General features: G+C 50.4%; 23 protein-coding genes and 1 other annotated feature. Of the genes, 14 read left to right on the top strand and 9 right to left on the bottom strand.

The annotated features are described in order from the left end of the window. Positions 1-121 precede the first annotated feature (121 nt). Positions 122-997, top strand: coding sequence for a LysR family transcriptional regulator (locus I4V53_RS06305; protein ID WP_195984639.1), 876 nt, complete (start codon positions 122-124; stop codon positions 995-997). Positions 998-1,050: 53 nt separating this feature from the next. Here the strand turns inward: I4V53_RS06305 and I4V53_RS06300 are convergent, their stop codons facing one another. From I4V53_RS06300 to spoIID, 6 genes are all read right to left on the bottom strand, one after another. Next, on the bottom strand, positions 1,051-1,425 hold the full coding sequence (locus I4V53_RS06300; RefSeq protein WP_195984638.1) for a TnpV protein: 375 nt from the start codon (positions 1,423-1,425) through the stop codon (positions 1,051-1,053). Positions 1,426-1,438: 13 nt separating this feature from the next. Beyond that, complete coding sequence (locus I4V53_RS06295; RefSeq protein WP_195984637.1) at positions 1,439-1,612, bottom strand: hypothetical protein; 174 nt, start codon at positions 1,610-1,612, stop codon at positions 1,439-1,441. Positions 1,613-1,907: 295 nt separating this feature from the next. Further along, the gene (gene lepB / locus I4V53_RS06290; RefSeq protein ID WP_195984636.1) at positions 1,908-2,663 is read right to left on the bottom strand and encodes a signal peptidase I; all 756 of its coding nucleotides are present in this window, start codon (positions 2,661-2,663) and stop codon (positions 1,908-1,910) included. Then, on the bottom strand, positions 2,647-3,138 hold the full coding sequence (locus I4V53_RS06285) for an RNA polymerase sigma factor (RefSeq protein ID WP_195984635.1): 492 nt from the start codon (positions 3,136-3,138) through the stop codon (positions 2,647-2,649). The genes lepB and I4V53_RS06285 overlap by 17 nt, the downstream gene beginning before the upstream one ends. A 123-nt stretch (positions 3,139-3,261) precedes the next feature. Then, entirely contained in the window at positions 3,262-3,384 is a 123-nt protein-coding gene (locus I4V53_RS06280; protein ID WP_195984633.1) for a DUF4316 domain-containing protein, read from the bottom strand. A gap of 451 nt (positions 3,385-3,835) precedes the next feature. Next, positions 3,836-4,819, bottom strand: coding sequence for a stage II sporulation protein D (gene spoIID / locus I4V53_RS06275; protein ID WP_195984631.1), 984 nt, complete (start codon positions 4,817-4,819; stop codon positions 3,836-3,838). 315 nt (positions 4,820-5,134) lie between these two features. On the opposite strand from spoIID, the gene I4V53_RS06270 reads away from it, so the two are divergent. The 10 genes from I4V53_RS06270 to I4V53_RS06225 all read left to right on the top strand — a co-directional run bounded on the left by I4V53_RS06270 (position 5,135) and on the right by I4V53_RS06225 (position 18,905). After that, on the top strand, positions 5,135-6,499 hold the full coding sequence (locus I4V53_RS06270; RefSeq protein ID WP_195984629.1) for a citrate/2-methylcitrate synthase: 1,365 nt from the start codon (positions 5,135-5,137) through the stop codon (positions 6,497-6,499). A gap of 186 nt (positions 6,500-6,685) precedes the next feature. Then, the gene (locus I4V53_RS06265; RefSeq protein ID WP_195984627.1) at positions 6,686-7,564 is read left to right on the top strand and encodes a hypothetical protein; all 879 of its coding nucleotides are present in this window, start codon (positions 6,686-6,688) and stop codon (positions 7,562-7,564) included. A gap of 129 nt (positions 7,565-7,693) precedes the next feature. Further along, complete coding sequence (gene gap, locus I4V53_RS06260; protein WP_195984625.1) at positions 7,694-8,713, top strand: type I glyceraldehyde-3-phosphate dehydrogenase; 1,020 nt, start codon at positions 7,694-7,696, stop codon at positions 8,711-8,713. A gap of 138 nt (positions 8,714-8,851) precedes the next feature. Continuing rightward, positions 8,852-10,747, top strand: a complete 1,896-nt coding sequence (locus tag I4V53_RS06255; RefSeq protein ID WP_195984623.1) for an NACHT domain-containing protein — start codon at positions 8,852-8,854, stop codon at positions 10,745-10,747. 330 nt (positions 10,748-11,077) lie between these two features. Further along, complete coding sequence (gene glgB, locus I4V53_RS06250; RefSeq protein WP_195984621.1) at positions 11,078-13,162, top strand: 1,4-alpha-glucan branching protein GlgB; 2,085 nt, start codon at positions 11,078-11,080, stop codon at positions 13,160-13,162. 61 nt (positions 13,163-13,223) lie between these two features. Further along, positions 13,224-14,447 (top strand): glucose-1-phosphate adenylyltransferase, encoded by a 1,224-nt coding sequence (locus I4V53_RS06245; RefSeq protein WP_050697297.1) that lies wholly within the window; start codon positions 13,224-13,226, stop codon positions 14,445-14,447. Beyond that, positions 14,444-15,562, top strand: coding sequence for a glucose-1-phosphate adenylyltransferase subunit GlgD (gene glgD, locus I4V53_RS06240; RefSeq protein ID WP_286167053.1), 1,119 nt, complete (start codon positions 14,444-14,446; stop codon positions 15,560-15,562). The genes I4V53_RS06245 and glgD overlap by 4 nt, the downstream gene beginning before the upstream one ends. Positions 15,563-15,608: 46 nt before the next feature. Beyond that, positions 15,609-17,033 (top strand): glycogen synthase GlgA, encoded by a 1,425-nt coding sequence (gene glgA / locus I4V53_RS06235; protein WP_195984620.1) that lies wholly within the window; start codon positions 15,609-15,611, stop codon positions 17,031-17,033. A gap of 177 nt (positions 17,034-17,210) precedes the next feature. Next, positions 17,211-18,467 (top strand): glycoside hydrolase family 3 protein, encoded by a 1,257-nt coding sequence (locus tag I4V53_RS06230; protein ID WP_195984619.1) that lies wholly within the window; start codon positions 17,211-17,213, stop codon positions 18,465-18,467. Further along, positions 18,468-18,905: a hypothetical protein gene (locus I4V53_RS06225; RefSeq protein WP_195984618.1), complete on the top strand. Its 438-nt coding sequence runs from the start codon at positions 18,468-18,470 to the stop codon at positions 18,903-18,905. Here the strand turns inward: I4V53_RS06225 and I4V53_RS06220 are convergent. Next, positions 18,897-19,895, bottom strand: coding sequence for a D-alanyl-D-alanine carboxypeptidase family protein (locus I4V53_RS06220; RefSeq protein WP_286167052.1), 999 nt, complete (start codon positions 19,893-19,895; stop codon positions 18,897-18,899). The two genes, I4V53_RS06225 and I4V53_RS06220, sit on opposite strands and share 9 nt — an antisense overlap. A 179-nt stretch (positions 19,896-20,074) precedes the next feature. Then, positions 20,075-21,394: an erythromycin esterase family protein gene (locus I4V53_RS06215; RefSeq protein ID WP_286167056.1), complete on the bottom strand. Its 1,320-nt coding sequence runs from the start codon at positions 21,392-21,394 to the stop codon at positions 20,075-20,077. A 314-nt stretch (positions 21,395-21,708) separates the two neighbouring features. Between I4V53_RS06215 and I4V53_RS06210 the strand changes: the two genes are divergently transcribed. Continuing rightward, complete coding sequence (locus I4V53_RS06210) at positions 21,709-22,173, top strand: helix-turn-helix domain-containing protein (RefSeq protein WP_195984614.1); 465 nt, start codon at positions 21,709-21,711, stop codon at positions 22,171-22,173. 143 nt (positions 22,174-22,316) lie between these two features. Here I4V53_RS06210 and I4V53_RS06205 read toward each other — a convergent pair whose 3' ends face one another. Beyond that, the gene (locus I4V53_RS06205; protein WP_195984613.1) at positions 22,317-23,045 is read right to left on the bottom strand and encodes a helix-turn-helix domain-containing protein; all 729 of its coding nucleotides are present in this window, start codon (positions 23,043-23,045) and stop codon (positions 22,317-22,319) included. 280 nt (positions 23,046-23,325) lie between these two features. On the opposite strand from I4V53_RS06205, the gene I4V53_RS06200 reads away from it, so the two are divergent. Beyond that, on the top strand, positions 23,326-24,075 hold the full coding sequence (locus I4V53_RS06200) for a histidine phosphatase family protein (RefSeq protein WP_286167051.1): 750 nt from the start codon (positions 23,326-23,328) through the stop codon (positions 24,073-24,075). A gap of 38 nt (positions 24,076-24,113) precedes the next feature. Further along, positions 24,114-24,342: a binding site (T-box leader), on the top strand. A 68-nt stretch (positions 24,343-24,410) separates the two neighbouring features. After that, the gene (leuA, locus tag I4V53_RS06195) at positions 24,411-26,105 is read left to right on the top strand and encodes a 2-isopropylmalate synthase (RefSeq protein ID WP_195984611.1); all 1,695 of its coding nucleotides are present in this window, start codon (positions 24,411-24,413) and stop codon (positions 26,103-26,105) included. Positions 26,106-26,135 lie beyond the last annotated feature (30 nt).

The raw sequence follows: 26,135 nt of genomic DNA, 5'->3' as shown, positions 1-26,135 counted from the left end.
TTAATTATATCCACGCAATCCTGATATGTCTAATACTTATAAATCATATCGTGTTATTCTTGACAGGAATAACACAAGCTTGATATAATGTAAGCAGTAATCTAAACAGGAGAATTTAATTATGGAAATTCGTGTACTTCGTTACTTTTTGGAAATTGCAAGAGTTGGCAATATGTCGAGAGCAGCCGAAACACTCCACATCTCACAGCCGACTTTATCAAAGCAAATGAAAGAATTAGAAAAAGAACTCGGTAAAAAGTTGTTTCGCCGTGGAAGTGCGGGGCTTACACTTACTGATGAGGGAATGCTGCTGCGTAAGCGAGCCGAAGATATTTTGGATATGGTTGATAAAACCACCGATGAGTTTAATGCTCTTGATACAGTCACAGGCGGCGAGGTGCATATCGGATGTGCAGAATCTCACCAAATTAAATATTTGGCACGCATAATTAAAGAATTTAGAGAGGATTATCCGCTGTTTCGCTATCATCTGACAAGTGGAAACACAGAACAGGTTGTAGAACGCCTTGACAGAGGGCTTATAGATTTTGCGGTAATTGTTGAGCCGCCCAATCTGTCAAAGTACAACTATATCGAAGTGCCTGAAACAAATGCTTGGGGTCTTGTTATGAAAAAAAACGACCCATTGACAAGCAAGACCAGTATCGAAGTAGACGATTTAATAGGACTTCCTATTATTTGTTCGGCTCAGGCTATGCAGGTTGATATTCCGAGGTGGTGCGGAGAAAAGGCAGATATGTTAGATTTGACGGGTACAATCAACCTTGCCTACAATGGCTCTGTTTTTGTGAAAGAGGGCGTCGGCTATATGCTATCTTTCGATAATTTAGTTGATACAGGCACAAACAGCCCTCTCACTTTTCGTCCGTTGAATCCACCTCTTGAAACAAAGATGTATGTAATATGGAAAAAATATCAAGTGTTTACCCCGATTGCCGAATTACTTGTTGATGAGATGAAAAACAAATTAACATAGGCTATGTATGAAAATAGCGACAAGGACTTAAAACATCCCTGTCGCTATTTTTACTATGAGTAAATGATTTCCTCGTTGATAATCTCCATCGCACACGCCCGTATGTTATTCATTCGCCCTGTCCATTCTAAAGCGTTTTCTGCCTTTAATTGCTCCGTGATACCCTGTGCCTGTTTCATCTGCTCCGTGAGCGTTTCGTAGCGTTCCTGTGCCTGCCTGTCAATGTCGGCAAGGTAAGTATTCAGCCAGCCGCTTGTGAGCAGATTGGTGTATGTAATTCTGTGATGTTCCTTTAGATACCGCAAGTGCCGCTTCCCGAATAAGCCTATCGGCTGTTCCTTTTCGGTTGGTAAGGTAAGGCAGGGAATACGGTAATCGCCCTGCATTTCGTATGTACAGCCCATTTCTTCAAAGATTGATTTTGCCATTGTGTTGTCCTCCTTATATGATTTTGAATTTCTTTTTCTTGGTATTTGCAAATTCTATGAGCAATTCATCCACTGCATCTGTGTATCTGCCTTCTGAAAGCAAGCGGTTACGCAATTCGTTCAGACTTCGTATAATAATACCTCGCTCAATTTCATCAAAAACCAAATAGTATTTCTGTTCTCGCATAGCTTTGACCTCCTTGTTTATATTGTAAACAAGCGGGAGAATAATTACGAATGTGCGATTTGATTTTTTATACAGAAAAGACACCGAGAAAAGTATCTCTACCTTTCTCGGTGTCTTTCGCCTTTGCAACGCCCGTAATGGTTAGTATTCTGATGTGTTTTCAAATAACTTCCTTATCGGGCGTTAGCAAAAAAACAGCCCCTTTTTGATTATGGCGCAGGGAAGAATATGTTTTTGCTTTTTATCAACAATGGATAGAGATAAGCTGAACAAGGGTACTCTGTCAAAAGCCTGTTCAATTTACCGCACTGGCGGTTGTTTCCTCAATAAACGGGTTTGAAAGCGGCGAAGATACATAAAGAACTTTCCCTTTGATTTCATCATTGGAAAGTAAGCCATAGGATGTGCTTCTGCTGTCAATGGAGTGTGATTGGTTGTCACCCATAACAAAATATTCATTTGCATTGAGCGTAATTGTTCCATCCATATCAAACGGCAACACAGTACCTTTCCCGTAATAGGAGTTCACTTTATCGTTTACATACAATGTTCCGTTCTCTATGGAGAGTGTGTCTCCGGGAAGTGCGACAATCCGGACAATATCATCATAAACTTGCCCCTCAATTTCAACTCTTGCAAAAATCACATCACCAGCAGTTGGGGCATTTGTACTGTATGCTAATTTTGATACAAGGCAAATATCACCATCATCAATATACCCGGTCATACTTGCCCCCTCCATAGTTTTGAGTGAGAATGAAAAATGAAACACGGAAACAATAACAAGAAGCGCCGCTACTACAATAGCAATTCCCTTAGCGAAAGATTTATTCTTTGTTTTTTTCCATGCAGATGAAACGGCCTTAAAGGCTTTTTCGCTTTCTGGCTTTATATGCGGTGCCGCCAGTTCTGCATCTATCATAGCGAGTTCTTTGCGGCAAGCCTCACAGTTTTGCAGATGTTCCTCTACCAATAATTTGCTGCTGTTACTACAAACATCATCGTGATACAGTGGTAGTAAATCGCAGATCATTTCACAATTTATGTTCATTTAATCGCCTCCATAACTCTTTTTTTGCACGATAAAAAATTAACCGTGCCCAGCTTTCGGTTTTGCCGAATAGTTCCCCAATCTGGGAATAAGGTAATTCTCCGAATACTCTTAGCATAAAAATTTCCTTGTATGGCTCATTCAACTCGTGAAGTAATTGGTGCAATCGCTTTGAAGTTTCGCTATCTATATACTCATTTTCAAAATTGGGAAGTGCCACCAAAGATGCATCAAGCTCAGATGTTGAAACATCCCTTTTTTGTTTTTTGTATAATGTAAAATATGTGTTTTTTGCTATTTGACATAGCCAGACAAAATGGCTGCAATTTCCCTTGAAATTGTTCATGCCCTCCATCGCTTTGCAAAATGTAGTCTGTGTTACTTCTTCTGCCATCGTCTCATTCTGGCAAAGGGACAACATATACTTATATACGTCGTGAAAGTATTCGTTGTAGATGTTCTCAAAGTCCGTCATTTATTCACCTCCTCGACCATAAGACTACCTTGGGGCAAAGGTGTTTCAAAGTTTTTTTTAATTAGTTGTTTTTCCACCGATCGGCGGCATACTTTTTCAGAAATCACACAAATACGATTTTACCTAATCCGGCTTTTTCTTCTGCTCCGGGGCGGGTAGCTGGTTGTTCAGAACACCGTCGATCGTGTTGTAATTTTGCTCGGTGGCAATCTCCGCGCTTTTTATGGGATTGTATTCTTCGAGCATATGGTATACCCTATACAAATAATAGACGGTTGGTATAAAAAAGGGTGCGAGGGAATGAAATTAACGACATTGCGTAAATCAGCAAATTTTTTGATACATCTCTGGACTTTTGGGCAAGTGATCAGCCATTTGAAGATGCAATGCTTGACGAAGAAGCCAAGTGGTTTCTCAAGAAGTACCGCTCTTTAAGCGACGAAGATAAAAACCTGGTAAAAGATATGATAAAATCTTTATCTGAGAAAAATAGAGAATGATAGTCTGACAGGTATGGTCCAATAACCTGTCCTATCTTTGAAAATTGATAGTTGATAGATGTTTCAAAACCTGAAAAACCGTATTGGGGTTTTCCCAATACGGTTTTTTTATGGCTGCTATAATACAAGTAGTAATAATCTATTTAATATATACGTATAATAAGTGTTTTTGAATCGAATTTAGCGGAAAAAAGCGCTTACAAGTTGGTCAGTGTGGTATTGGGATAATACCAGGCGAGGATCTCCTCATAGGTCGCGCCGTGCTCCGCCATGAACTGCGCGCCCGTCTGGCTCATGCCGACGCCGTGCCCGTATCCCTTGACAAGGAAGGAAAATACGCCGTCCAGATAGCTGACAGTAAAGTTGGCGGAGCGCAGGCCGAAGGCGGAACGTGCCGCGTCGCCTTTCATCTCCTGCCCGCCGATGGCGATGGTTTCCACCGTACCGGAATTGGTGCGCTGTGCGTTGCCCACCCAGGAATAGGGATCGCCGGAAAGGTTCGCCTCAGGCAATACCTTCAGAACAGCGTTTTTGAATTCCTCCGCGGAGAGGGTGACGGTGGTCTGGTATCCGTTTGCCAGCATGTCGCCGGGGCTGGCGACCGGGACCAGGTAATCCAGCTTTCCGCCCCAGACGTCCTCCGAACTTTCCGTTTTGCCGGAAGAGATCGCGAAGTAGGTGGCGTCGATTAACTCGCCGTCGCTTTCCAGCACTTTGCCCGCGACGTCGTTGACAACGGAGGTGAGCTTATCGTAATAGCCTTGGAATTGATCGCCCCAGCGCTGCTGCATCTGTTCCCTGGTTACGTAGACCTTCCAGTTTTGCGGGTCGGCGGTAAAATCGGAATCAGCGTCTTTCTCCTGCGCCTGCTTTCGCAGGCGGCTGTAGTAGGTATAGGCGGCGACAGCCTGCGCCTTCAAAGCCTCCGGTTCGCTGGCGGGTCCCATCTCCGTAACGATAGCGCCGTATAGAAAGTCGGCATCGCTGACGGTTAGGACCTGCTGGGTGGATTCGTCCAGGATGCGGAACGAATCGCCTGTCGGCTGTACGGCAGGAGCGGATTCCGTTATCTTGGGTGCGTTGGGGAGCGTCTTGTCCGAAAGCTCGGCGCCAACCGATAGAAAGGGAATTAACAGCATGGACAGGAACAGGAGCAGACACAGAATGGTTGTACCTTTCATATTTACACCTCCGCAAACGTGGTTTGCATGTTCAGTATCATGGTGGGCTATTCCATTTTTACATGCGTTTTTCATGGATTATGCATACGGATTCCAAAATTCGCGCAATACCGCTTGAAATAGAAATAAAAATGAAATATTCAACAATTTTCACTGCATGAAGAAGGCCAAGATTGCCCAATCTGGAATTGACTTTAACACAGTGTTCCTATAAAATATATGGTACTGTAACGAAATGGATAAATTTGTCGCTGTAGGGCGCGTGGAAACGCGGATCGGCTCTGCGGCAGGCTGAGAAACGGAGAGTGCGTTAATATGGGAGATATGCAGCAGGATCAGCGGATTGGATTTCAGACGCTGTGCGAGGAGTTCCGCGCCAACAACCAGATTCCACCGGAAAAATTCGATTTGTATCAGGTCAAACGCGGCCTGCGTAATCCGGACGGAACCGGCGTCATGGCGGGCCTGACCCGCATCTGTAATGTACATGGCTATTTGATCAACGACGGGGAGCGGATTCCGGACGCAGGCAAACTGACCTACCGCGGCATCAGTGTCTCCGATATTGTGGAAGGCTGTACCAGAGAGAACCGCTTCGGCTTTGAAGAGGTGGTCTGGCTGCTTTTGTTCGGCCAGCAGCCGGCCCAGCACCAGCTCGACGGATTTAACAGGCTTTTAAACAGCTTCCGGGAACTGCCGGAATATTTTGCGGAGGACATGATTATCAAAGCGCCGTCCCGCAACATCATGAATAAGCTGGCGCGCTCTGTGCTGGCCCTGTATTCCTACGATGAACAGCCGGACGATTCTTCCCTGGAAAACAATATGCGGCAGGCGATCCAGCTGATTGCGCGTCTGCCCGCCATTATGACCTATGCCTATCAGGTAAAACGCCGCCACTTTGACAAAGAAAGCATGTTTTTCCATCCGCTCAATCCGAACCACTCCACTGCGGAGGCGATTCTCAATGCGATCCGCCCGGACCGCGTCTTTACGGATGAAGAGGCCAAGCTGCTGGATATCTGTCTGATTCTGCACGCGGAGCATGGCGGCGGCAACAATTCCACCTTTACGGCGCGCGTGCTGTCCTCCACGGGCACGGATATCTACTCTTCCATCTCCGCGGCGATCGGCTCTTTGAAGGGGCCCCGCCATGGTGGCGCGAACCACCGCGTCATGATGATGATGGACGACCTGATGGAGCATGTGGAGAACTGGGAGAATGAGGACGAGGTGGAAAGTTATTTGGAAAAGATCGTCCGCAAGGAGGCTGGCGACCGCTCCGGCCTGATCTATGGCATGGGGCACGCGGTATATACGCTTTCCGACCCGCGTGCGGTTATTTTGAAGAAAAATGCCCGCGAAATGGCGGAGAAGCACGGCCTGCTCCGCAAATTCGAGCTGTTCGAGCGTGTGGAAAAGCTGGCGCCCGACGTCTTTGCTAAGGTGAAGAACGATACAAAAGTGATCTCCGCCAATGTCGATTTTTATTCCGGCCTGGTCTATGAGATGCTGGGGATTCCCAGCGATCTGTATACGCCGATGTTCGCAGTGTCCCGTATCGCGGGCTGGTGTGCGCACCGCATTGAAGAAATGGAAACCTGCGGGCGTATCATGCGCCCGGCCTACCGTTCGCTGGCGCAGAACCGACTTTATATGCCGATTGAGAAACGGGGCTGAGTGCGTCCTCAAAAACACCGGCGGCTTCTCGTGCGCATGCGTGGGGAGCCGCTTTTTCGTTGGAATATTCTTGTGAATATATTGTATAAGAAAATTAAACTAAGTGCGATTGTGTACAATGAATAACAGTCCGCTTTAAAAAATGATACCATACAACGATTTTACATAAGAAGGGGAAGTCCGATCATGTCAATCAAACACGCCTGGATTGTTTTCTGCGCTGCTCTGGCGGTTGCGCTGCCCGTGCGTTTATACCAGCTGCTTGCGCTTTTGGACGAGGATACCGGATTTTTGAACGGCGGCGCCGTTTCAACCGTCGTATTGGTGGCCGTGATGCTGGCGGCATTCGTGGCATGCCTGATCATCAGCGCGAGGAGCAAGGATACGCCCGTGCGCTACGCGCCGCTGCAAAGCGCGCCGTGCGCGGTTCTTTCCGGCTTGACGGGCGTGCTGATTTTGTTTGACTCCATTCAAAGCATCTTTGCAAACAATCAGCGGCTCGCAGAGGCGGTCGCCGCAGAAAAAAACATCATGCCGGTCTATGTGGTGGGCATCTTCCTGGCGGTGGTCGGAATCGCGGCGGCAGTCTCCCTGCTGCTGACTGCCTACGGTTTTGGAACTGGCGGAAATCCGATGGGAAAGCACCCGCTGGTCGCGCTGCTCCCCTCGCTCTGGGGATGCGTCAGCCTGGTTTATCTGTTTATCTCCTACACAGCGGTGGTCAACGTTTCAGAGAACGTCTACGATATGTTCTCCATGGTTTTGCTTTTGCTATTTCTGTTTGCGCAGTCCAAGCTGTTTGCCGGAATAGAGGGGCGAAAAAGCGGCCGCTTACTCTATGGGATGGGACTGCCGGCGATCCTGCTTTCCCTGGTCACGTCCGTGCCGACACTGCTGATGGCGGTGATGGGCAGGACCGTTCCCGGCTTACTGACGAACAGCATGCATCTGGTCAATCTGGCGATGGCTGGATATATTGCTGCTTTCCTGCTGGCCGCGCGCCATCTCCCGCAGGGGGAGTGGAGCCTTTCTGCCGCGGCGGAAACCCTGAAAGAAGAAGAATAAGCCGGAAACAGGAAAAATATTTGAAAAAATGTAAGTTAAATTTATGTCAAAGTATTGTATTCTCTGGGCAAATGCTTTAGAATAATAAGTAGGACAGACTAATTATAAATTTCAGGAGGTACAAGTTCTATGTCTATTAAAATTGGCATCAATGGCTTCGGCCGCATTGGCCGCCTGGTTTTCCGTGCTGCCGTTGCACAGCCGGAAACCTTTGAGATTGTTGGCATCAACGATCCGTTCATCGACCTCGACTACATGGTTTATATGACCAAATACGATACCATGCACGGTCGTTTTGACGGCTGCGTCAAGGCGGAAGACGGCAAGCTCGTTGTCAATGGCAAAGCGATCAACGTCTTTGCGGAAAAGGATCCTGCCAATATTCCGTGGGGCAATGTTGAGGCTGAGTATGTTGTGGAGTCCACCGGCGTGTTCTGCACCACCGAAAAGGCTTCCGCTCACATCAAGGCCGGCGCAAAGAAGGTTGTTATCTCCGCTCCTGCAAAGGATAAGGAAACGCCCACATTCGTATGCGGCGTAAACCTCGACACCTACACCAAGGACATGACCGTTGTTTCCAACGCGTCCTGCACCACCAACTGCCTGGCTCCTTTGACCAAGGTTATCAACGACAAGTTCGGCATTGTGGAAGGCCTCATGACTACGGTTCACTCCACAACCGCTACCCAGAAGACTGTTGACGGACCTTCCATGAAGGACTGGCGCGGCGGCCGTGCGGCGGCTGGCAACATCATTCCGTCCTCCACAGGCGCTGCGAAGGCTTGCGCACTGGTTATCCCGTCCGTTAAGGGCAAGCTGACCGGTATGTCCATGCGTGTTCCGACCCTGGACGTTTCTGTTGTCGACCTCACCGTGAGCCTGGCCACCCCGACCACTTACGAAGAGATCTGCAAGGCTGTGAAGGAAGCTTCCGAAGGCGAGCTGAAGGGCATCCTCGGTTACACCGATGAGGCTGTTGTTTCTTCCGACTTCCTGGGCGATCCGCACACTTCCATCTTTGATGAGAAGGCCGGCATCATGCTGAACGACCACTTTGTCAAGCTGATTTCCTGGTACGACAATGAGTGGGGTTACAGCAATAAGGTTCTCGACCTCATCCAGCACATGGTCAAGGTGGACAACGCCTGATTTCAGCGTTTGCTGAAAAATGGCTTGCAGCCATTCTTCCACTGAAATGGTACAGCGCCTCTGTTCTCCGCATTTGCGGAGAACAGAGGCGCTTTTTTATTTCCTTTGCCTTGACAGTGCGCTTTCTTTTGTAGGATAATGAAAGAAAATGCGGAAGAAGGGTGGAAACGGGCGATGGCGGACAGCGGAATCAGCTACACACAGCCGGTTGATATAAACAAAATTGCATCGGATTCTATTTCCAAGCTGGTACAGGTCTGCGCAAAGAAAATTTTTGAAACGGTTCGGGATAAGCTGCAGGAAAACGCGGCAAAATCGGAGATCGATTACCGGGACGCTTTTACGCAGTATTTGCAGCAGGCGTTTGAAAAGTGCAGCAAGATGAAGACGCTGCTGTACCGCAAGGAGTCAAAATATCTGTATGATTTTTACGAGTGCGTCGGCGTGTCCATGAGCGGGAAAGAGATTTCTACCCGGCAGATCATGAATATTTTGAATCTTGGACACAATATTATTATCAGTGGGACGGGCGGCATCGGAAAAACAACCATGCTGAAGCATTTTTTTCTGAATACGATTCAAAACACCAATCTCATTCCAATTTTTGTGGAACTGCGTTCGATGAATGAGCAGGATATCCAGCTGGATGAATGCATCTACCGCAACATGTGTTTACTGGGCTTTCAGATGGAAAAAAAGTATTTTGACTACAGTCTGGAAGCCGGATGCTACGTGTTCCTGTTTGACGGGTATGACGAGATCAAACAGGAAAAGATGGATGCCTTGGCCAAGGCGTTGGTGGCGCTTTCCGACCGGTACCCGGATAACTATTTCATTATTTCCTCCCGCCCCATGCGCGAATTTATCGGCTGGAACAGCTTTTTGGAATTGGAGGCGGAAAATCTGACGAAGGAACAGGCGTTGTCGCTGGTTCGCAAGCTGCAATACGACGAGGAGGTCAAACGGAAATTCCTGCGGGATTTGGACCGCTCTCTGTACGACGAGCACGAGTCTTTTGCTTCCAATCCGCTGCTATTGACGATCATGCTGCTGACCTATGAGGAGCATGCTTCCATTCCGGACCGGCTGAACGATTTTTATGAGCAGGCGTTTCTGACGCTTTTTAACAGCCACGACGCGACAAAAGGCGCGTTTGTGCGGGATATCCGCAGCCGCCTGCCCTATAATGAATTTAAAAATGTTTTTGCGCACTTTTGTTTTAAGACGTATTTTAAAGGGGTCTATGAATTTACGGAGGCGCAGCTGCACGCGTTTCTGAACGAAACCCGCATCAAACTGTGTATGGACGGCCTGGATGTACAGAATTTCATCTACGACCTGACGCATTCGGTCTGTATGCTGATCGAAGACGGGGTTAATCTGCGCTTTTCCCACCGGTCTTTTCAGGAATATTTTGCGGCGGTATATACGACAAGCCTTTCCGATGAGACACAGGGAAGGCTGCTGCAAAAATGGGTGTGTGATAACAGCTATCGAATCCGGGAGGAAAATTTCCTGTTCATGTTGTATGATATGCAGCCGGGACGCTGCGAACGGAATCTGTTTCTGCCGTTGCTGAATCAGATCGCAAGAAGATTTGAAGCGAAAAACCGTTCCTACGAATGGCTCTTAGCTTACTTTTTTGATGGAATTACTTTGGATGAGGCGCTGGAAGATAAGGGGATTGTCGACGGCCCTTCCATTGGTTTTCTGATCAGAGACGGCAGGATTGCAAAAAACTATATGTACATTAATCTGCTTGCAATGATCAGCAAGCTGAATGGTTTTCGGCCGCAGCCTCCAGCGAATTATAATGAGACGTTTAATCGCTTTGTCGATTATTATGAAGGGTATGCGTTGACGGAAATGGGATGGAATAACTTGGTGGAATCAGAGCTTTGTCCGTTGCTGCCAACCATTTCGTACTGGTATTGCCAGCAGTTCGACCATGCAATGGCGTTTTTGTGCCGGATCAAGGACCGGTGTGTTCACAATGTAAAAAAAGACTTTAATAACCTGTTGGATTCCCTGTGATTTGAAAAGGCGTCCCCGTTTTCCATAACAAGGAAAGCGGGGACGCCTTTTCCTGTAAACAGGGAACAGAAGAATTTCCACAGGCGATTTTCAATGTCTGGCTTTCTGCAGGGCTTGTTTACAAATTGCGACACGGGCCCTGTGTTATAATTTCCTTTGGAAATAGCGTACATTGGATCGGAAAACTTAGTCGCTTTGTAACAAAGTGACCAAAATATTTTATATACATCCATAGAAAATCCAATTAAACAACCAAAAAGGCTTGCTATTTTGTCAATTTGTGGTATGATAAATCTAAGAAAAAAGATGTCTGAAGGGGAGCTGGTTTCAATGCCGAATGTCAATAAAACGGAAGAAAATAATTTCCCGCTTTACCTGTTCCATCAGGGGACCAACATAAAGGCCTATGAGTTCATGGGCGTACATAAAACGGAAGTGGATGGAAAAGAGGCGATGGCATGCCGCGTATGGGCGCCGAACGCACAGGCAGTTTCCATCGTAGGTCCTTTTAACGATTGGGATGAGACAAAGCATCCGCTGGAAAAAATCAGCGACGGCGTTTGGGAATGTTATCTGCCGTTTGCTCTCCCTCTGTTTGAAATTTATAAATTCAGTATTACCGGAAAAACCGGAAAAAAGGTCATGAAAAGCGATCCGTACGCGTATCATTTTGAGACGCGTCCCGGTAACGCGTCCCGTTATTATGATATTGATGGTTACGCGTGGAACGACGCAGCCTGGTACCAGCACAAAAAGGATCAACCGCATTACAGCCAGCCGGTTAACATTTACGAATTGCACCTGGGCTCCTGGCGGCTGTACGAAGACGGAAACGTCTTTTCCTATGAAAAGGTTGCGGAAGAGCTGATTCCCTATATAAAAGAAATGGGCTACACGCATGTGGAGCTGATGCCGATCACGGAATACCCATTTGACGGCTCCTGGGGGTATCAGGTAACGGGCTATTTCGCGCCGACCTCCCGCTACGGTGAGCCAAAGGATTTTATGAAATTTGTGGACCAGCTGCACGAGGCGGGAATCGGCGTCATCATGGACTGGGTTCCGGCGCATTTCCCCAAGGATGAAGTGGGACTGGCACAATTTGACGGCACAGCCTGCTATGAATACGCTGATTGGCGCAAGGGAGAGCACAAGGACTGGGGCACGCTGGTATTCGATTATGGACGTAACGAGGTGGTCAGTTTCCTGATTTCCAGCGCGGTGTTCTGGCTGGAGAAATACCACATTGACGGAATCCGCGTGGACGCCGTCGCGTCCATGCTCTATCTGGACTACAGCCGCAAGGACGGCGAATGGGTCCCCAATAAGAACGGCGGCAAGGAGAACCTGGAAGCGGTCGCGTTCCTGCAGAAAATGAACCAGTCTATTTTTGAGCTGTTCCCCGAGGTTATGATGATCGCGGAGGAATCCACCTCCTGGCCAATGGTCAGCAAACCGGTTTACTGCGGCGGCCTTGGTTTTAACTACAAGTGGAACATGGGCTGGATGAACGACATGCTGCACTACATGTCTCTGGACCCGATCTACAGGAAGTTTAATCACGACAATATCACTTTTTCCTTCTTTTACGCTTTTTCGGAGAACTATGTCTTGCCGATCTCCCATGACGAGGTTGTGCACGGCAAATGCTCCCTTTTGAAAAAGATGCCCGGGGAGCTGGAGCAGCAGTACGCCGGCTTCCGGACCTTTATGAGCTATATGATGGCGCATCCGGGCAAAAAACTGAATTTCATGGGCAACGAGTTTGCGCAGGATATGGAATGGAATTTTGAAAAGGGATTGGACTGGGACTGCCTTTCCGATGTGCATCATAAACAGGCGTGGGAGTTTACCAAAGCACTCAACCGGTTCTATTTGGAAAACCCATCCCTTTGGGAAGTGGATTTTGCCTGGGACGGTTTCTCGTGGATTTCCAACGACGACTATAACCAGAGCGTCATTGCGTTCCGCCGCATCGACAGGGAAGGCGGCGAAGTCATCGCGGTCTGTAATTTCCAGCCGGTTGAACGGGAGTCCTACTGTATCGGCGTGCCGTATGCGGGCGTTTACGCGGAGGTGTTTTCCACCGACGCAGCGGTGTTCGGCGGCAGCGGCATTACAAACGGGGACAATATTAAAACGCGGGACAAGGAGCCGATGCACGGCAGCGAGCAGAGCATCAGCCTGCACCTGGCGCCTATGTCTGTTATCTATCTCAAATGTAAACGCAAGAAAGTAAAACGCACCAGCAAAGCGACCGCGGCTGCGGGAGAAACGACAAAAAAGGCGGCGGCAAAGCCAAAGAGCAGGAGCACTTCCGCCCGGAAGAGCACAACAGCTAAAACAGGGGAAACAGAGCCAAAGCCGAAAACTACCCGGACCCGTAAAAAGAAAGTGGAGACGGAAGAGGGATGAGTCGTACTTTAGCGGACGCTTGAAAACAAATAGAAAATATTTTAGCCAAGGAGGAATTAACATGTTGCCAAAACAAGAAGTCGTTGCGATGCTCCTTGCGGGTGGACAGGGCAGCAGACTCGGTGTGCTGACCAAAAACCTGGCAAAGCCGGCGGTGCCGTACGGAGGAAAATATAGGATCATTGATTTCCCGCTTTCAAACTGTGTAAACTCCGGTATCGAGAGTGTAGGAGTTCTTACACAGTATCAGCCTCTTCTGCTCAATGAATACATCGGCAGCGGCCAGCCGTGGGACCTGGACAGCATGAATGCCGGCGTGCGGGTGCTTCCGCCGTACCAGCGCAGCAGAAAGTCCGACTGGTACAAGGGCACGGCCAACGCCATCTATCAGAATATCAATTTTATTGAGCGTTACAATCCCGAATACGTCGTGGTGCTTTCGGGCGACCACATCTATAAAATGGACTACTCCAAAATGGTGGCGTTCCACAAGGAAAACGACGCGGCCTGTACCATTGCGGTGATTGAGGTTCCGATGGAGGAGGCCTCCCGCTTTGGCATTCTGAATACCAACGAAGACGGTTCCATCTATCAGTTCGACGAGAAACCGAAGGTGCCGAAGAGCAACAAGGCGTCCATGGGCATCTATGTATTCACCTGGAGCAAGCTGCGCAAGTACCTGGAGGCGGACGAGGCCAATTCCAAGTCCTCCAACGACTTTGGCAAGGACGTGCTTCCCGCCATGCTGAACGCCGGCGAGCGCATGTTTGCCTATCCCTTCCAGGGCTACTGGAAGGACGTCGGCACCATTGAGAGCCTGTGGGAATCCAATATGGACCTGCTCAATCCGAATGTGGACCTCGACCTGAGCGAGGAGAGCTGGAAAATCTATTCCCGCAACCCGGTTATGCCGCCGCACTATGTGGCGAAGGATGCCAAGGTGCAGAACTCCCTTGTTGCGGAGGGCTGCAACGTCTATGGAGAGATCGATTTCGCCGTGCTATTTGCCGGCGTGTATATTGCTCCCGGCGCGCAGGTGAAGGATTCCATTATCATGCCGGGCGCGCGCATTGAGGAAAATGCGATCGTACAATACGCGATCATTGCGGAGGACGCGGTGATCGGCAAGGGCAGCGTGGTTGGCGCGCGGCCGGAAGATATTGAAAATAAGGACGAATGGGGCGTTGCGGTCGTTGGTAACGGCTGTGTGATTGCGCCGGGAACCACCGTGCCCCCCAAGGCAATGATTGATGCGGAAACGCTTGCAGAGGAGGGGACAAAATGATGCGCGGAAACAACATACTGGGACTTTTGTTTTCAAACGTCCATGAGGAAAAAATTCGCGAGCTGACGGAAAAACGCACCATGGGTTCCGTGCCGTTCGGCGGCCGGTACCGTCTGATCGATTTTCCGCTTTCCAACCTGGTAAACTCCGGCATCAACAAGGTCGGCGTCATTACCAAGGGTAACTATCAGTCCCTGATGGATCATCTTGGCTCCGGCAAAGCATGGGACCTCTCGCGCAAGAGCGCGGGCCTGTTTATGCTGCCGCCGTTTGGGCATGAATCCACTGTTTACAACAGCCGGATCGAGTCGCTGGCTTCCGTCATGCGTTTTCTGAATAATTCCCAGGAGGAATATGTGATTCTGAGCGACTGCGACGTCATCTGTAACATCGACTACAGCGAAGTGATGACGGCGCACCTCAAAAATGGCGCGGATATTACCGTTGTATACCGTTACGGCAAGCTGCCGAAGATGATCAACGATCCCACGGTCTACTCTATCGATCCAGACGGCCGTGTGCGCGACCTGCTGATTAATCCGAAGGTCAGCGGCGAGTGCAATTTTGGCATGAGCATGCTGCTGATGCGCCGCGATCTGTTGATTCAGATGGTCAACGACTGCGTCAGCCGCAACCTGTACAACTTCAAGCGCGACCTGTTGCAGCGCAACATTGAGAATTACCGCATCTATGCCTACGAGTACACCGGCTTTGTGCAGAACATCTGCTCCATGAATTCCTATTTTGAGGCGAACATGGCGCTGATGCTGCCGAAGGTCCGCACCCAGCTGTTCGACCCCAACCGGCCGATTTACACCAAGGTGCGCGACAATATGCCCGCCAAATACGGCCTGGGCTCCAGTGTGAGCAATTCTCTGATTGCGGACGGCTGCATCATTGAGGGCACGGTTGAAAACTGTGTCCTGTTCCGCGGGGTTCGCGTGGACAAAGGCGCTAAGCTGGAAAACTGCGTAATCATGCAGGACAGCGTGATCGGCCCGAACTGCAAATTGAATTATGTCGTCATCGACAAGGACGTTGTCATCAAGAACGACCGGTCCCTGATGGGCTTCCAGTCCTACCCGGTCTTTATCAGCAAGGGCAGCGTTGTATAAAAAATCTGCCGGTGTATGCACGGTGTGAGAAAAAGGGGGAGTCAGTATGAAAGTTCTATATTGTACCAGTGAGGCCCGGCCGTTTGCAGCGACCGGCGGTTTGGCGGATGTGGCGGGTTCCCTGCCGCAGGCGCTGCGCGCGCGGCTTGTCGGCTGCCGCGTTGTGATGCCGCTGTATGAGGAGGTTCCGCAGGAACTGCGCGATAATATGCGGTTTGTTACCAGCCTTTCTGTACCGGTGGCATGGCGCAGGCAGTATTGCGGCGTCTTTGAGGCGCGCTCCGGCGGCGTCATCTACTACCTGATCGACAACCAGTACTATTTCAAGCGCAAGGGCCTGTACGGCCACTACGACGACGCGGAGCGCTTTGCGTTCCTGTCCCGCGCGGCGCTGGAAATGCTGCCGTATATCGATTTTAAGCCGGACATCATCCACTGCAACGACTGGCAGACCGCTCTGGTGCCGATCTATTACAGCATTTTCTATGCGAATAACGAGTGGTACCGCGGCATTAAGACGATTATCACCATTCACAATATCCAGTACCAGGGCAAGTACGGCAAGGAGCTGGTCGAGGACGTTCTGGGTATCCCGAAGTCCGAAAACCATATTTTGGAGTATGACGACTGCGTTAACCTGATGAAGGGCGCGATTGAGACAGCCCACAAGGTCACGACCGTCAGTCCGACATACGCGCAGGAGATTCTGGACCCATGGTATTCCCATGAGCTGGACGGCATTCTTCGCGAGCGGGCCTGGAAGCTTTGCGGTATTCTGAACGGCATCGACACCATCAGCTATGACCCGGCTACCGATAAGGATATTTATGCAAACTTCTCGGCGGATGATTTCAGCAATAAGGCGGAGAACAAACGCGCGCTGCAGGAGCGTCTGGGCCTTGCGCAGGATGCGAATGTGCCGCTGGTTGGCATGGTTACGCGCATGGTGTCCCACAAGGGGCTCGACCTCGTCAAGGAAGCGCTGGATCAGCTGATGTGGGAGACCAATATGCAGTTTGCCATTTTGGGTTCCGGTGATTTTGAGTACGAAAATTTCTTCCGCGAGATGCAGAACAAGTATCCAGGCCGCCTGTGCGCCTGTTTTGGTTTTGTGCCGGAGCTTTCTCGTAAAATCTATGCGGGTGCGGACATCTTCCTGATGCCCAGCAAGAGCGAGCCCTGCGGGTTGTCCCAGATGATCTCTCTGCGGTATGGAACCATTCCGGTAGTGCGTGAGACCGGTGGACTGAAGGATTCTATTCAGGACAGCGGCGACGGCAGCGGAAACGGCTTTACCTTCCGCACTTACAACAGCGGCGACATGCTCCATGCGGTGCACCGTGCGCTGGAAGGCTATTATAATCAGGAGGGATGGAAAATCCTGGTGGAGCGCGCCATGCGCTGCGACAACAGCTGGGGCAAATCCGCCAACGATTATATGCGCGTTTACCGCGAGCTGGTCAAGGAATAAACGGAGTTGGCGTCAATATAAGTGGCTGGACCACAATGCAGGTTTTGCACAAACGATTGGCAGGATAAGAATGATTCCCCCCGACTTTAACGGGGGGAATCATCAAATTTGGCCGGTTTTTGTGTGCTCTGTCAATTGTGGTTCAGCCCTTTCGAATTTATAAGGGGAAATTGGAAAATGTTTCATTTAAAAAAAGATTTTGCGTGCCTGTTGGCTGCCTTGCTGCTTTGCGTTCTTTCAGCATGCGGAACGGCAGATGTGGAAGCGGACAGCTCGGTTGCTCCATCTGCTTCCGTTGTGCAGAGCAGCTCCGCACAGGCGGCAGAGCCGTCGTCCGATGCGCAGCCGATAAGTTCCAGCGAAGCGGAACAGAAAGAAGAGCAGCCGTCCTACGGCCTGTTTGCAGAGGGCTATGCGGCAGCAAGGGAAGAGCTGGATACGATGACGCTGGAGGAAAAGGTGGCGCAGATGTTTTTATTCCGTTGTCCGGCGGAAGATGCCCTGGATACGGTCCGGCAATATCAGCCGGGCGGTTTTATGCTGTTTGCCAGGGACTTCGACGGTAAGACGGCGGAGCAGGTGCGGGCGGAACTGGACGCCTATCAGCAGGCGAGTGAAATCCCCATGCTGCTGGCGGTAGATGAGGAGGGCGGCACGGTGGTGCGCGTCAGCCGGAAGCCCATGCTGGCGGAGAAGCCATTCCGTTCCCCGCAGGCGGTCTTCCAAAGCGGCGGGATGGAGGGGATTACGGAGGATACCCTGCAAAAAGTAAAGCTGCTGCAATCACTGGGGATCAATGTAAACTTTGCGCCGGACGCGGACGTTTCCACGGATCCGTCCGATTTTATCTATGCGCGTTCCTTCGGCAAAGAAGGCAGGGAGACGGCGGATTTTGTAAAAACCTCCGTCCTGGCGTATAATAGTCAGAAGATGGCCTGTACGCTCAAACACTTTCCCGGATATGGGAATAATGTAGATACGCACACCGGCGTGGCGGTGGACCAACGGCCCTATGAAACGTTTGAACAGGAAGATTTTCTTCCGTTTGCGGCGGGGATCGAGGCGGGCGCGCCGATGGTCTTGGTTTCCCACAACATTGTGGAGTGTATGGACCCGGACCGGCCGGCGTCGCTTTCCCCACAGGTGCATGAAATCCTGCGGGACAAGCTGGGGTTTACCGGTTTGATTCTGACAGACGATCTCTCCATGCAGGCGATTCCGTCGTATACAGATGGAGAAAACCCCTGCCCCGCGGCAGTGAACGCGGGAAACGACCTGCTGCTGTCTTCTAGTATCGAGGCGGATTACCGCGCGCTGCTGACGGCGGTGCAGGACGGCGTCGTCTCGGAAGAACGGCTGGATGAATCGGTTCTGCGTATCCTGGCGATGAAATACAGTACGGCCTTATATGATCTTGAAAGGAATGTGGAATAAATGCACCTGTCAACATTACAGAAAAAGATGCTATTAAAGATGCGCTGGGAGCGATTCCCGGTAGCCCGGTTTGAACTGCGCAACGACCGGGAAGAGGATCTGGCAATGACCGCGCTGGACAACGTGTGGATTCAGAGACCAGAGGACTCGATGGAAACGGTAAAAGAGCGGAGCGCCGCGCTGCGGGAGCTAGAAGAAGCCGGTTTCATTCAAATTCATTTTGATGCCCCGGCCGTGGTCGCCGGCGACCATACAATCTATTACAAAAGCGAATTATATGCGCTGCTGTGCAAAACCGCATTGGAGGCGGCGCAGATGCCGGACAATCTTTTTAACCTGCCATGCCTGTGCAAGGGCTACGCAGCGCCGACTCTCCAGGGACGGCGGGCGGTCAGAAAGCTGCTGGCCCGCAGGAGAATGGAGCGTCTGTCACGATAATATGGCTTCATAGACTGTGAGTGCGTCCAGAATGTGGAGTGGCTCTGTATTGTGATCGCCCGGCGCGTCCATGGTGATGAGGATGTACTCCCTGCCGTTCTTTTCCGCCAGGCTTGCCAGACACAGGCCCGCTTCCTGTGTATAGCCGGTTTTGCCGCCCAGAAGCTGTCCGCCGGAAAAAGCGGGGGAGTCCAAGTCCTGAAACAGGGTGCTGTAAAAGGTGATGCCCGGATGGGTGGCGGTTTCACGCGTGGAGCGGCGTTCAGCGGTGAAGATTGCCCGAAAATCAGGATTTTGCAAAGCGGTATACAGAAGCGTGGTCATATCCCTTGCGGTTGTGTAGTGTTCCGAGTCGTGCAGGCCGGTGACGTTGACAAAGTGCGTGTCATCCATTCCCAGTGCATGGGCTTTCTGGTTCATCAGTTCGACAAAAGCCTCCTGTGAACCGGCGGCGTGGTTGGCAAGCGCGGCGGCTGCCTCCGCGCCTGAGGGAAGCATCAGGCCGTATAGGAGGTCATGGATCTGCACCTCCTGATTCGGCTGGAAACCGGCCATGGAAGCGTTTTGTTCAAACAGGCCGGCAAAGTCCCGATCTGTCAAAACGACGGTCTGACTGAGGTCTGGAAAGCATTCCAGGGCGACGAGCGCCGTCATCATCTTGGTGAGAGATGCGGGATAGGCTTTTTCCGCGCCCTGCTTGTCCAGCAGAACGGCGCCGCTCTGTAAATCCTCCAGCACAACACAGCGGCTGTACAGGGACTCCGGCTCCGCGACGGCTGGCAGAGTCCCGGAAGAAAGCAAGCTCTGCACGTTTTCCGCGCGATGGCCTGAAATTGTCTGAAGCGGGGGATTGAAATCCCGTACGGTGATAAATGCAACGATACACAGTACGCAAAGCAGGATGAAAAGAAAAACCGGAGGCCGCTTCTTTTTTGGCCGTTTTCCATAAGAAGCGGTTCTGCGGCGGTTGACATTGGATTCGTAAGACAAAAAGAACACTCCCTTTCTGATTGCTATTACACCACAGGATGGGAAGTGTTGTTTCATTTTTATCTGACGAAAATCTTAACAAAATCTGAAAATGGAAAAGCCGCTTTGTCCAGCAACAAAGCGGCTTGCTTTATACACTCAGCGATTCTCCTGTCAGGCAGCAGAAACGAATTCATGTTTTAAAATCGTGTGCGGATGATCGTGGGGTTGGTCTTTTTATAAATGAGCATCCCGTCCCATTCATTTTTTAGAGTGGCTGGAAAACGGACGGCCATGACGTCCTTGTTCCCTTCAAAGTCCAGCTCCCGGCTGTACACGGCGCCCACATTCAGGATGTCGTGTTCTTCTTCCAGGTATTGCATGGCGGGATCGCTTTCTTTTATATCGGAAAAATTTATGTACCAATTTTGACCCGGCAGATTCGCGAAAAGTTTGATAAACGGATGTGTCTCTTTGACGTAAAACTCTTTAAAACCGCCCTGGTTATAGTCAATTGCCTTTAGGGTTCCTTCACAAAACGCGGTGCCAATGGAAAAATATGCATCGCCCAGCCGGTCTGACAAAAGCTCGCCCATCGCCTTTACAGGGGGAATCCCCTCCCGGATGGCGGACCGGCGTGTTACATGAGCGTTGTGCCCGGTGAGGAACACCATATCGGCCTGATCCAACGCCAGAATCGTTTCAACGCGGGCCGCCATACAGGAGTCGCGCAATGCGCAGCCTTCGGCAAATTTCTCCAGGTCCTTTTCCGGGTCAACATATTTAAAAGAAAGGCTCATAACGAATTCTTTTAATGCCTGTATGCATTCCCGGGCGATTTGAAACTCAGATAGGCTGCTGTTTTCTATGTATTGATCCTGTGATTGCTCCATCTCCACCTGAATCTGTTCCAAAGCGTTCCTGACAGGGGATGTGTCCTGTCCCTCTAACGGGTAAGACGGATCTTTCAATACAGACAGCAGCGGCTCATAATCGTTGGCCTTATCAGGGAAAACAGACCGGATATAGGATAACAGATACGCACTGGCGTGGGCGCCTTCCTGCATATCGACGCCGTAAAAATGGAGTTGTTTGTCCTTTTCCACGGTTTGATTATAATCGTGCATCCACTCGATAAGCTGTTTGAATTCGTTTGTATGATATACCCAGGACTCCAGATATTGTATGGCTTCGCCCGCGGTGCCGGGTTCAGAACCTCCAAGGATATATTGATTGATATACAAACAGCTTCCGAAGGAAGCCTCCAAAAGAAACGTCCGGCAGCCGTAGGTATCCAGCAGATGGGAGAACACGTCTTTGCGCATGATGTGATATTCCTTTGTCCCATGTGTGGATTCTCCCAAAGCGACCACCCGGACATTTTCCGGGATTTCGATACCGGAAATATCCGTTGTATCAGACAGGAGACGGGCGTCCTCCTCGCTTATGTCTGCGGAACAGCCAAAGACGTTAAAAAGCATTACGAATATACAAAAAGCAGCAATCAGCGTTCTTTTCATCACAATATGCCCTTCTTTATGATTCTTGATTTTGCTTTATTCTACCATGAACCGGCGGGATTGTCTATTCGGTATTTAACTTTATAGAATCATATTTTCCATGGGGCAAGATGGTCTGTAAGATTGCGGGAAAAGATGTGGGACAGACTATCAGCAAATACCGATATTACAGCCTTGAAAACGCGAAAAGTCCACAGAAAACCGGTTGGACATGAATAGAAAACCATGATTCCACCCGGATTCGCTCAACAGGGGATGTGATTTTCAAGTTGAAAATAGTAAAATCAGCATAAAACAGATCGGAGGCGTGTGGAATGAATCAAATTGTAATCGGGCAATTCATCATGAAAAAGCGCAAGGAAAAAAACCTGACGCAGGAACAGCTTGCTGAAAAGCTTAACGTGTCAAACAAAACCATTTCAAAATGGGAAACCGGGAAATGCATGCCCGACTATGGCGTAATAGAAGCGCTGTGCAAAGAATTGGACATGACAGTTGCTGAATTAATGGATGGAGAAATGAAGGAAAAGGACAGTATTCGCATTTATGACGAACAGCAGATATTGGACATGTTGGAACGCGTACAGAATCTGGATAAACAAAAAAATCTGTTGCTGGGTATAGTCCTCATTTGTGTCGGAATCATTTTTTACGCTGCTTCACATTTTTACGCGGGATCGGTGGCCCGTGACATCGTTTCAGGCTTGCTATTAGGCTTGTCTATAGGCGAAACGCTGGCGGGCGTTTTTGTGATTGCCCGCACGATGGGGAAAAGATAATTTGAATCATGGATTCAGATTATCACCGGCAGAGCCAGCGGCCTGTTTGCTGGAGGAATCATAAAAAGCCGTTTGTTTTAAAACAAACGGCTTGTCTGATCTGCTGGTTGCATTCTACTATTTATCTGCTATAATAAAATCATCTATTTTTTGGCTTTTGTACGCGGCGTGTTTCCCTGCTTTTTGCTGCCCATGCGGGCTTCCGCATTCTGGATCAGGTTAAACAGGGAGGAGGAGAACAGCGGATATTCGGCGGAAAGCTGTTCCGGCGAGAGCACGGGAAGCAATTCCTTGTCCAATCCCTCCATATCGTCCACGTTTTCGCCGCAGGAAAGCGCTTCCGCGTTGGAGATAGCCACTTCCTGCGCTGCATTGGCGCGGCCGTTGCTCAATCTCTGTGAAATGGAAAACAGCCCCTGTGGATTTTTCCCGTTGGAGGAATACAACAGGCGAAACGCCTTGTAGACCGCAACGCTCAAAAAAGCGGAAATCTCCGTGGTCAGGTGCTTGTTATTGCATTTTTGCAGGATGCTGTAAATGATGTTCAGGGAATTGGCAATCAGCTTTTTATTCAGCGTGGGCAGCAAGCTGCCTTTAAATACATTTTCCTTGCCGGCGGCGTCCGGCTCCGGGAGGTCCTCGACGGTGATCATCGCGCCGGTGCGGTGCGGGCTTCTGCCGAGAAGATAATCTGTGGAAACATTATAAAAGTCCGCAACCCGGACGACAAACTCCAGCCCGCATTCGCGGATGCCCTTTTCATAGTGCGAAAGCAACGCCTGGGAAACGCCGAGCTGTTCTGCGGCGCTTTTCTGGCTCAAGCCGCGTTCCTTGCGCAAGAGCGTAATAATCCTGGGAAAATGATGATTCATTTTCGATCCTCCACCCCGTTTGTTGGATATTGTTACAAGCACCGCAGTCCGGCGCCCCAAAATGGGCGCACTTAAGCCGCAGAGGCCTGCGGCGCTTGTCGAAATAGCAGGTAAAATGGGATAACGTACAGTAAAGTATATACTAAATACAACATTTTGTAAACCGCTAGATACAGTATGCGACAAATTTTTCGGCACAAGACTCAGCGGTTAAACTGTAAAAATAAACCATAATTTACAATCTGGAAAGGTGGTTGCAGGCGCAAGGGCAGGGAAAAGGATGTTTTTTAGCCGTTTAGCGCCGCTGCGTATGAAATCTTACACCATTCATTTGATCCGTCACGGGCTGACGGAAGGAAACCTCTTGGGACAATATGTGGGCAGAACCGATTCTCCGCTGGCGCAGGAGGGAATCGACGCGTTACAGGAATTGAAGGAGAAATACGGCTATCCGCTGGCGCAGACGTATTATACCAGCCCGTTGACCCGCTGCCGGGAAACGCTGCGCATTCTGTATCCGGACGCACGGCCGGAGGTGATCGACGACTTCCGGGAATGCGACTTTGGCGACTGGGAGGGCAAGACTGCCAAGCAGCTTGCGGCGGAGGATGAAAATTTCCTCAAATGGATGGAGAACGGTCATAACGCCGCGCCGCCCAATGGGGAAAGCACCGCGCAGCTGGTCTACCGCACCTGTAAAGCGTTTGAAAAGCTGGTGGAAGATATGCTGCGTTCCGGCACGACCTCCGCAGTGGTGGTCGCGCACGGCGGCACGCTGATGTCCATTCTTTCCGCGTACGGCCTGCCGCGCGCCAGTTTTTATGACTGGATGACGGAAAACGGCTGCGGTTATTCCATGCGCATTACGCCCGGCCTCTGGATGCGCTCCATGGTGGCGGAGGTGTACGACATCCTTCCCAAAGGACATGGAGAGGAGAAGACCGAGGAAAAGCAGCTGACGGATATTGCGCGCGAGGCGGCGGACCGCGCATTCAGCCGTTACATTGAAAAAGATGAGAAAACCCCTTGACATTTTTTGACGGCGGCGCTATTATGATAGTAACATATTAAAAGGCAATGACGGGAATAAGACAGGTTTCTTTTCTCCAGAGAGCCGGTGATTGGTGCGAACCGGTGGGAAGATGCGTGTGTATAGCTCATCCCTGAGCTGCCGGTTTGAACTCTTTGGTAGAACCGGACGCGTGGCGGCGTTACAGGCCGGGGCCTTGTTGGAGGCTTGAGGGCGCTTTTGCGCTGAATTTGGGTGGTACCGCGGATTTGATGATTCGCCCCGAACTTCTTGATAGAAGTTCGGGGCTTTTTTATTCTGTATTATATGTTTTATTTTAATAGGAGGAAATTGATATGTACGAACGCTTTAAAAAGTATATTCCCTTTGAGCCGGTCGCACTGCCGGACCGCACATGGCCGGACAAAGTGATTACAAAGGCCCCGACCTGGTGCAGCGTGGACCTGCGCGATGGCAACCAGGCGCTGATCGACCCGATGAATCTGGAAGAAAAGCTGCTCTTTTTCCAGACCCTCGTGGACATCGGGTTCAAAGAAATTGAAATTGGATTCCCGTCTGCGTCCGAAACGGAATATGAAATATGCCGCACGCTGATTGACCGGAACCTGATTCCGGACGACGTGACCATTCAGGTGTTGGTGCAGGCGCGTCCGCATCTGATCAAAAAGACGTTTGAAGCCATCAAGGGCGCAAAAAATGTCATCGTCCATTTTTACAATTCCACTTCCACCCTGCAGCGCAAGGTGGTTTTCAAGACCGATATGCAGGGCGTCATCGATATTGCGGTCAACGGCGCAAAGCTCATCAAGGAACTGACCGACGAGGAAGTCGCGCGCACCGGCATGAATATCCGCTACGAGTATTCTCCGGAGAGCTTTTCCGGCACGGAGATGGATAACGCCGTTGCAATCTGTGAAGCGGTCATGGATGTTCTCCAGCCCACGCCGGAAAACAAGCTGATCTTGAATCTGCCCAACACCGTCGAGATGAGCACCCCGAACCATCATGCGGATCAGATCGAATATTTCTGCCGTAAGATCAAAGACCGTGACAGCCTGATTATCAGCCTGCATCCGCACAACGACCGCGGCACCGCGACCGCCGCGACGGAGTTGGGCATCCTGGCAGGGGCGGACCGTGTGGAAGGAACGCTCTTCGGCAACGGCGAGCGCACCGGTAACGCCGATATTATGAATGTGGCGATGAACCTGTATTCCCAGGGCGTCGATCCGGAGCTGGATTTCTCCCATGTCAAGGACGTGCGTGAAATTTATGAGAAATGCACCCGCATGAAGGTGCATGACCGCCATCCCTATGCGGGAAACCTGGTGTTTACGGCGTTCTCCGGATCGCATCAGGACGCGATCAAGAAGGGCGTCGAATACATGAGCCAGAGCGGCACGGAATACTGGGAGGTGCCGTACCTGCCGATCGACCCGGCGGACGTCGGCAGAGAATACGAGCCGATCATCCGGATCAACAGCCAGTCCGGCAAGGGCGGCGCGGCCTTTATCATGCAGCAGAATTTTGGATACGAGCTGCCCAAGGCGATGCACCCCGAGTTCGGCGCAATGGTCAAGGCGGCCTGCGACGAGGCGGGACGCGAGATGCAGCCCAACGAAATCTTTGCGATTTTCCGCCGTGAGTATTTGGACCTGCGGTATCCCTACAATCTCAAGAAATACAAATTGTATGAAGAGAACGACGCAGAGGGCGAGACCATCGTGCACTTTGAAGGCAATCTGCGCTTCATGCATGAGGATCACATTGTCAGTGCGACCGGTAACGGCCCGATTGATGCGTTCTTTAAGGCGCTGCGCACCGTGGGGATTAAAGACTATAAATTCATCACTTATCGTGAACACGCCGTTTCCGCCGGCGCGGATTCCAAGGCGATTTCCTATATCCAGCTGACGGCGCCGAACGGCGAGACGGTCTTTGGCGTCGGTATGGACGGCAATATCAGCCTGGCCTCCATCAAGGGTATCATCTGCGCCATCAACCGCGCCAGCGGCGAGCAAGAGGCATAAATTAACGCTTTGCCCGCGCGGGACAGACAT

The sequence above is a fragment of the Clostridium sp. D33t1_170424_F3 genome, from assembly GCF_015667585.1.
In the GTDB taxonomy this organism is placed as follows: Bacteria; Bacillota; Clostridia; order Oscillospirales; family Acutalibacteraceae; genus Anaeromassilibacillus.
The sequence above is the reverse complement of the archived record's forward strand: the minus strand, read 5'-3'. Positions and strand labels throughout refer to the sequence as shown.

Bases quoted from the DNA above. Each gene is read 5' to 3' on its own strand.
- I4V53_RS06305 (WP_195984639.1), top strand. From the start codon at position 122: ATGGAAATTCGTGTACTTCGTTACTTTTTGGAAATTGCAAGAGTTGGC.
- I4V53_RS06300 (WP_195984638.1), bottom strand. From the start codon at position 1,425: ATGGCAAAATCAATCTTTGAAGAAATGGGCTGTACATACGAAATGCAG.
- gap (WP_195984625.1), top strand. From the start codon at position 7,694: ATGTCTATTAAAATTGGCATCAATGGCTTCGGCCGCATTGGCCGCCTG.
- spoIID (WP_195984631.1), bottom strand. From the start codon at position 4,819: ATGAAAGGTACAACCATTCTGTGTCTGCTCCTGTTCCTGTCCATGCTG.
- glgD (WP_286167053.1), top strand. From the start codon at position 14,444: ATGATGCGCGGAAACAACATACTGGGACTTTTGTTTTCAAACGTCCAT.
- glgA (WP_195984620.1), top strand. From the start codon at position 15,609: ATGAAAGTTCTATATTGTACCAGTGAGGCCCGGCCGTTTGCAGCGACC.
- I4V53_RS06200 (WP_286167051.1), top strand. From the start codon at position 23,326: ATGTTTTTTAGCCGTTTAGCGCCGCTGCGTATGAAATCTTACACCATT.
- I4V53_RS06210 (WP_195984614.1), top strand. From the start codon at position 21,709: ATGAATCAAATTGTAATCGGGCAATTCATCATGAAAAAGCGCAAGGAA.
- I4V53_RS06280 (WP_195984633.1), bottom strand. From the start codon at position 3,384: ATGCTCGAAGAATACAATCCCATAAAAAGCGCGGAGATTGCCACCGAG.
- I4V53_RS06265 (WP_195984627.1), top strand. From the start codon at position 6,686: ATGTCAATCAAACACGCCTGGATTGTTTTCTGCGCTGCTCTGGCGGTT.
- I4V53_RS06215 (WP_286167056.1), bottom strand. From the start codon at position 21,394: ATGAAAAGAACGCTGATTGCTGCTTTTTGTATATTCGTAATGCTTTTT.
- leuA (WP_195984611.1), top strand. From the start codon at position 24,411: ATGTACGAACGCTTTAAAAAGTATATTCCCTTTGAGCCGGTCGCACTG.
- I4V53_RS06255 (WP_195984623.1), top strand. From the start codon at position 8,852: ATGAAAGAAAATGCGGAAGAAGGGTGGAAACGGGCGATGGCGGACAGC.
- I4V53_RS06285 (WP_195984635.1), bottom strand. From the start codon at position 3,138: ATGACGGACTTTGAGAACATCTACAACGAATACTTTCACGACGTATAT.
- I4V53_RS06205 (WP_195984613.1), bottom strand. From the start codon at position 23,045: ATGAATCATCATTTTCCCAGGATTATTACGCTCTTGCGCAAGGAACGC.
- I4V53_RS06245 (WP_050697297.1), top strand. From the start codon at position 13,224: ATGTTGCCAAAACAAGAAGTCGTTGCGATGCTCCTTGCGGGTGGACAG.
- I4V53_RS06270 (WP_195984629.1), top strand. From the start codon at position 5,135: ATGGGAGATATGCAGCAGGATCAGCGGATTGGATTTCAGACGCTGTGC.
- I4V53_RS06225 (WP_195984618.1), top strand. From the start codon at position 18,468: ATGCACCTGTCAACATTACAGAAAAAGATGCTATTAAAGATGCGCTGG.
- glgB (WP_195984621.1), top strand. From the start codon at position 11,078: ATGCCGAATGTCAATAAAACGGAAGAAAATAATTTCCCGCTTTACCTG.
- I4V53_RS06295 (WP_195984637.1), bottom strand. From the start codon at position 1,612: ATGCGAGAACAGAAATACTATTTGGTTTTTGATGAAATTGAGCGAGGT.
- lepB (WP_195984636.1), bottom strand. From the start codon at position 2,663: ATGAACATAAATTGTGAAATGATCTGCGATTTACTACCACTGTATCAC.
- I4V53_RS06230 (WP_195984619.1), top strand. From the start codon at position 17,211: ATGTTTCATTTAAAAAAAGATTTTGCGTGCCTGTTGGCTGCCTTGCTG.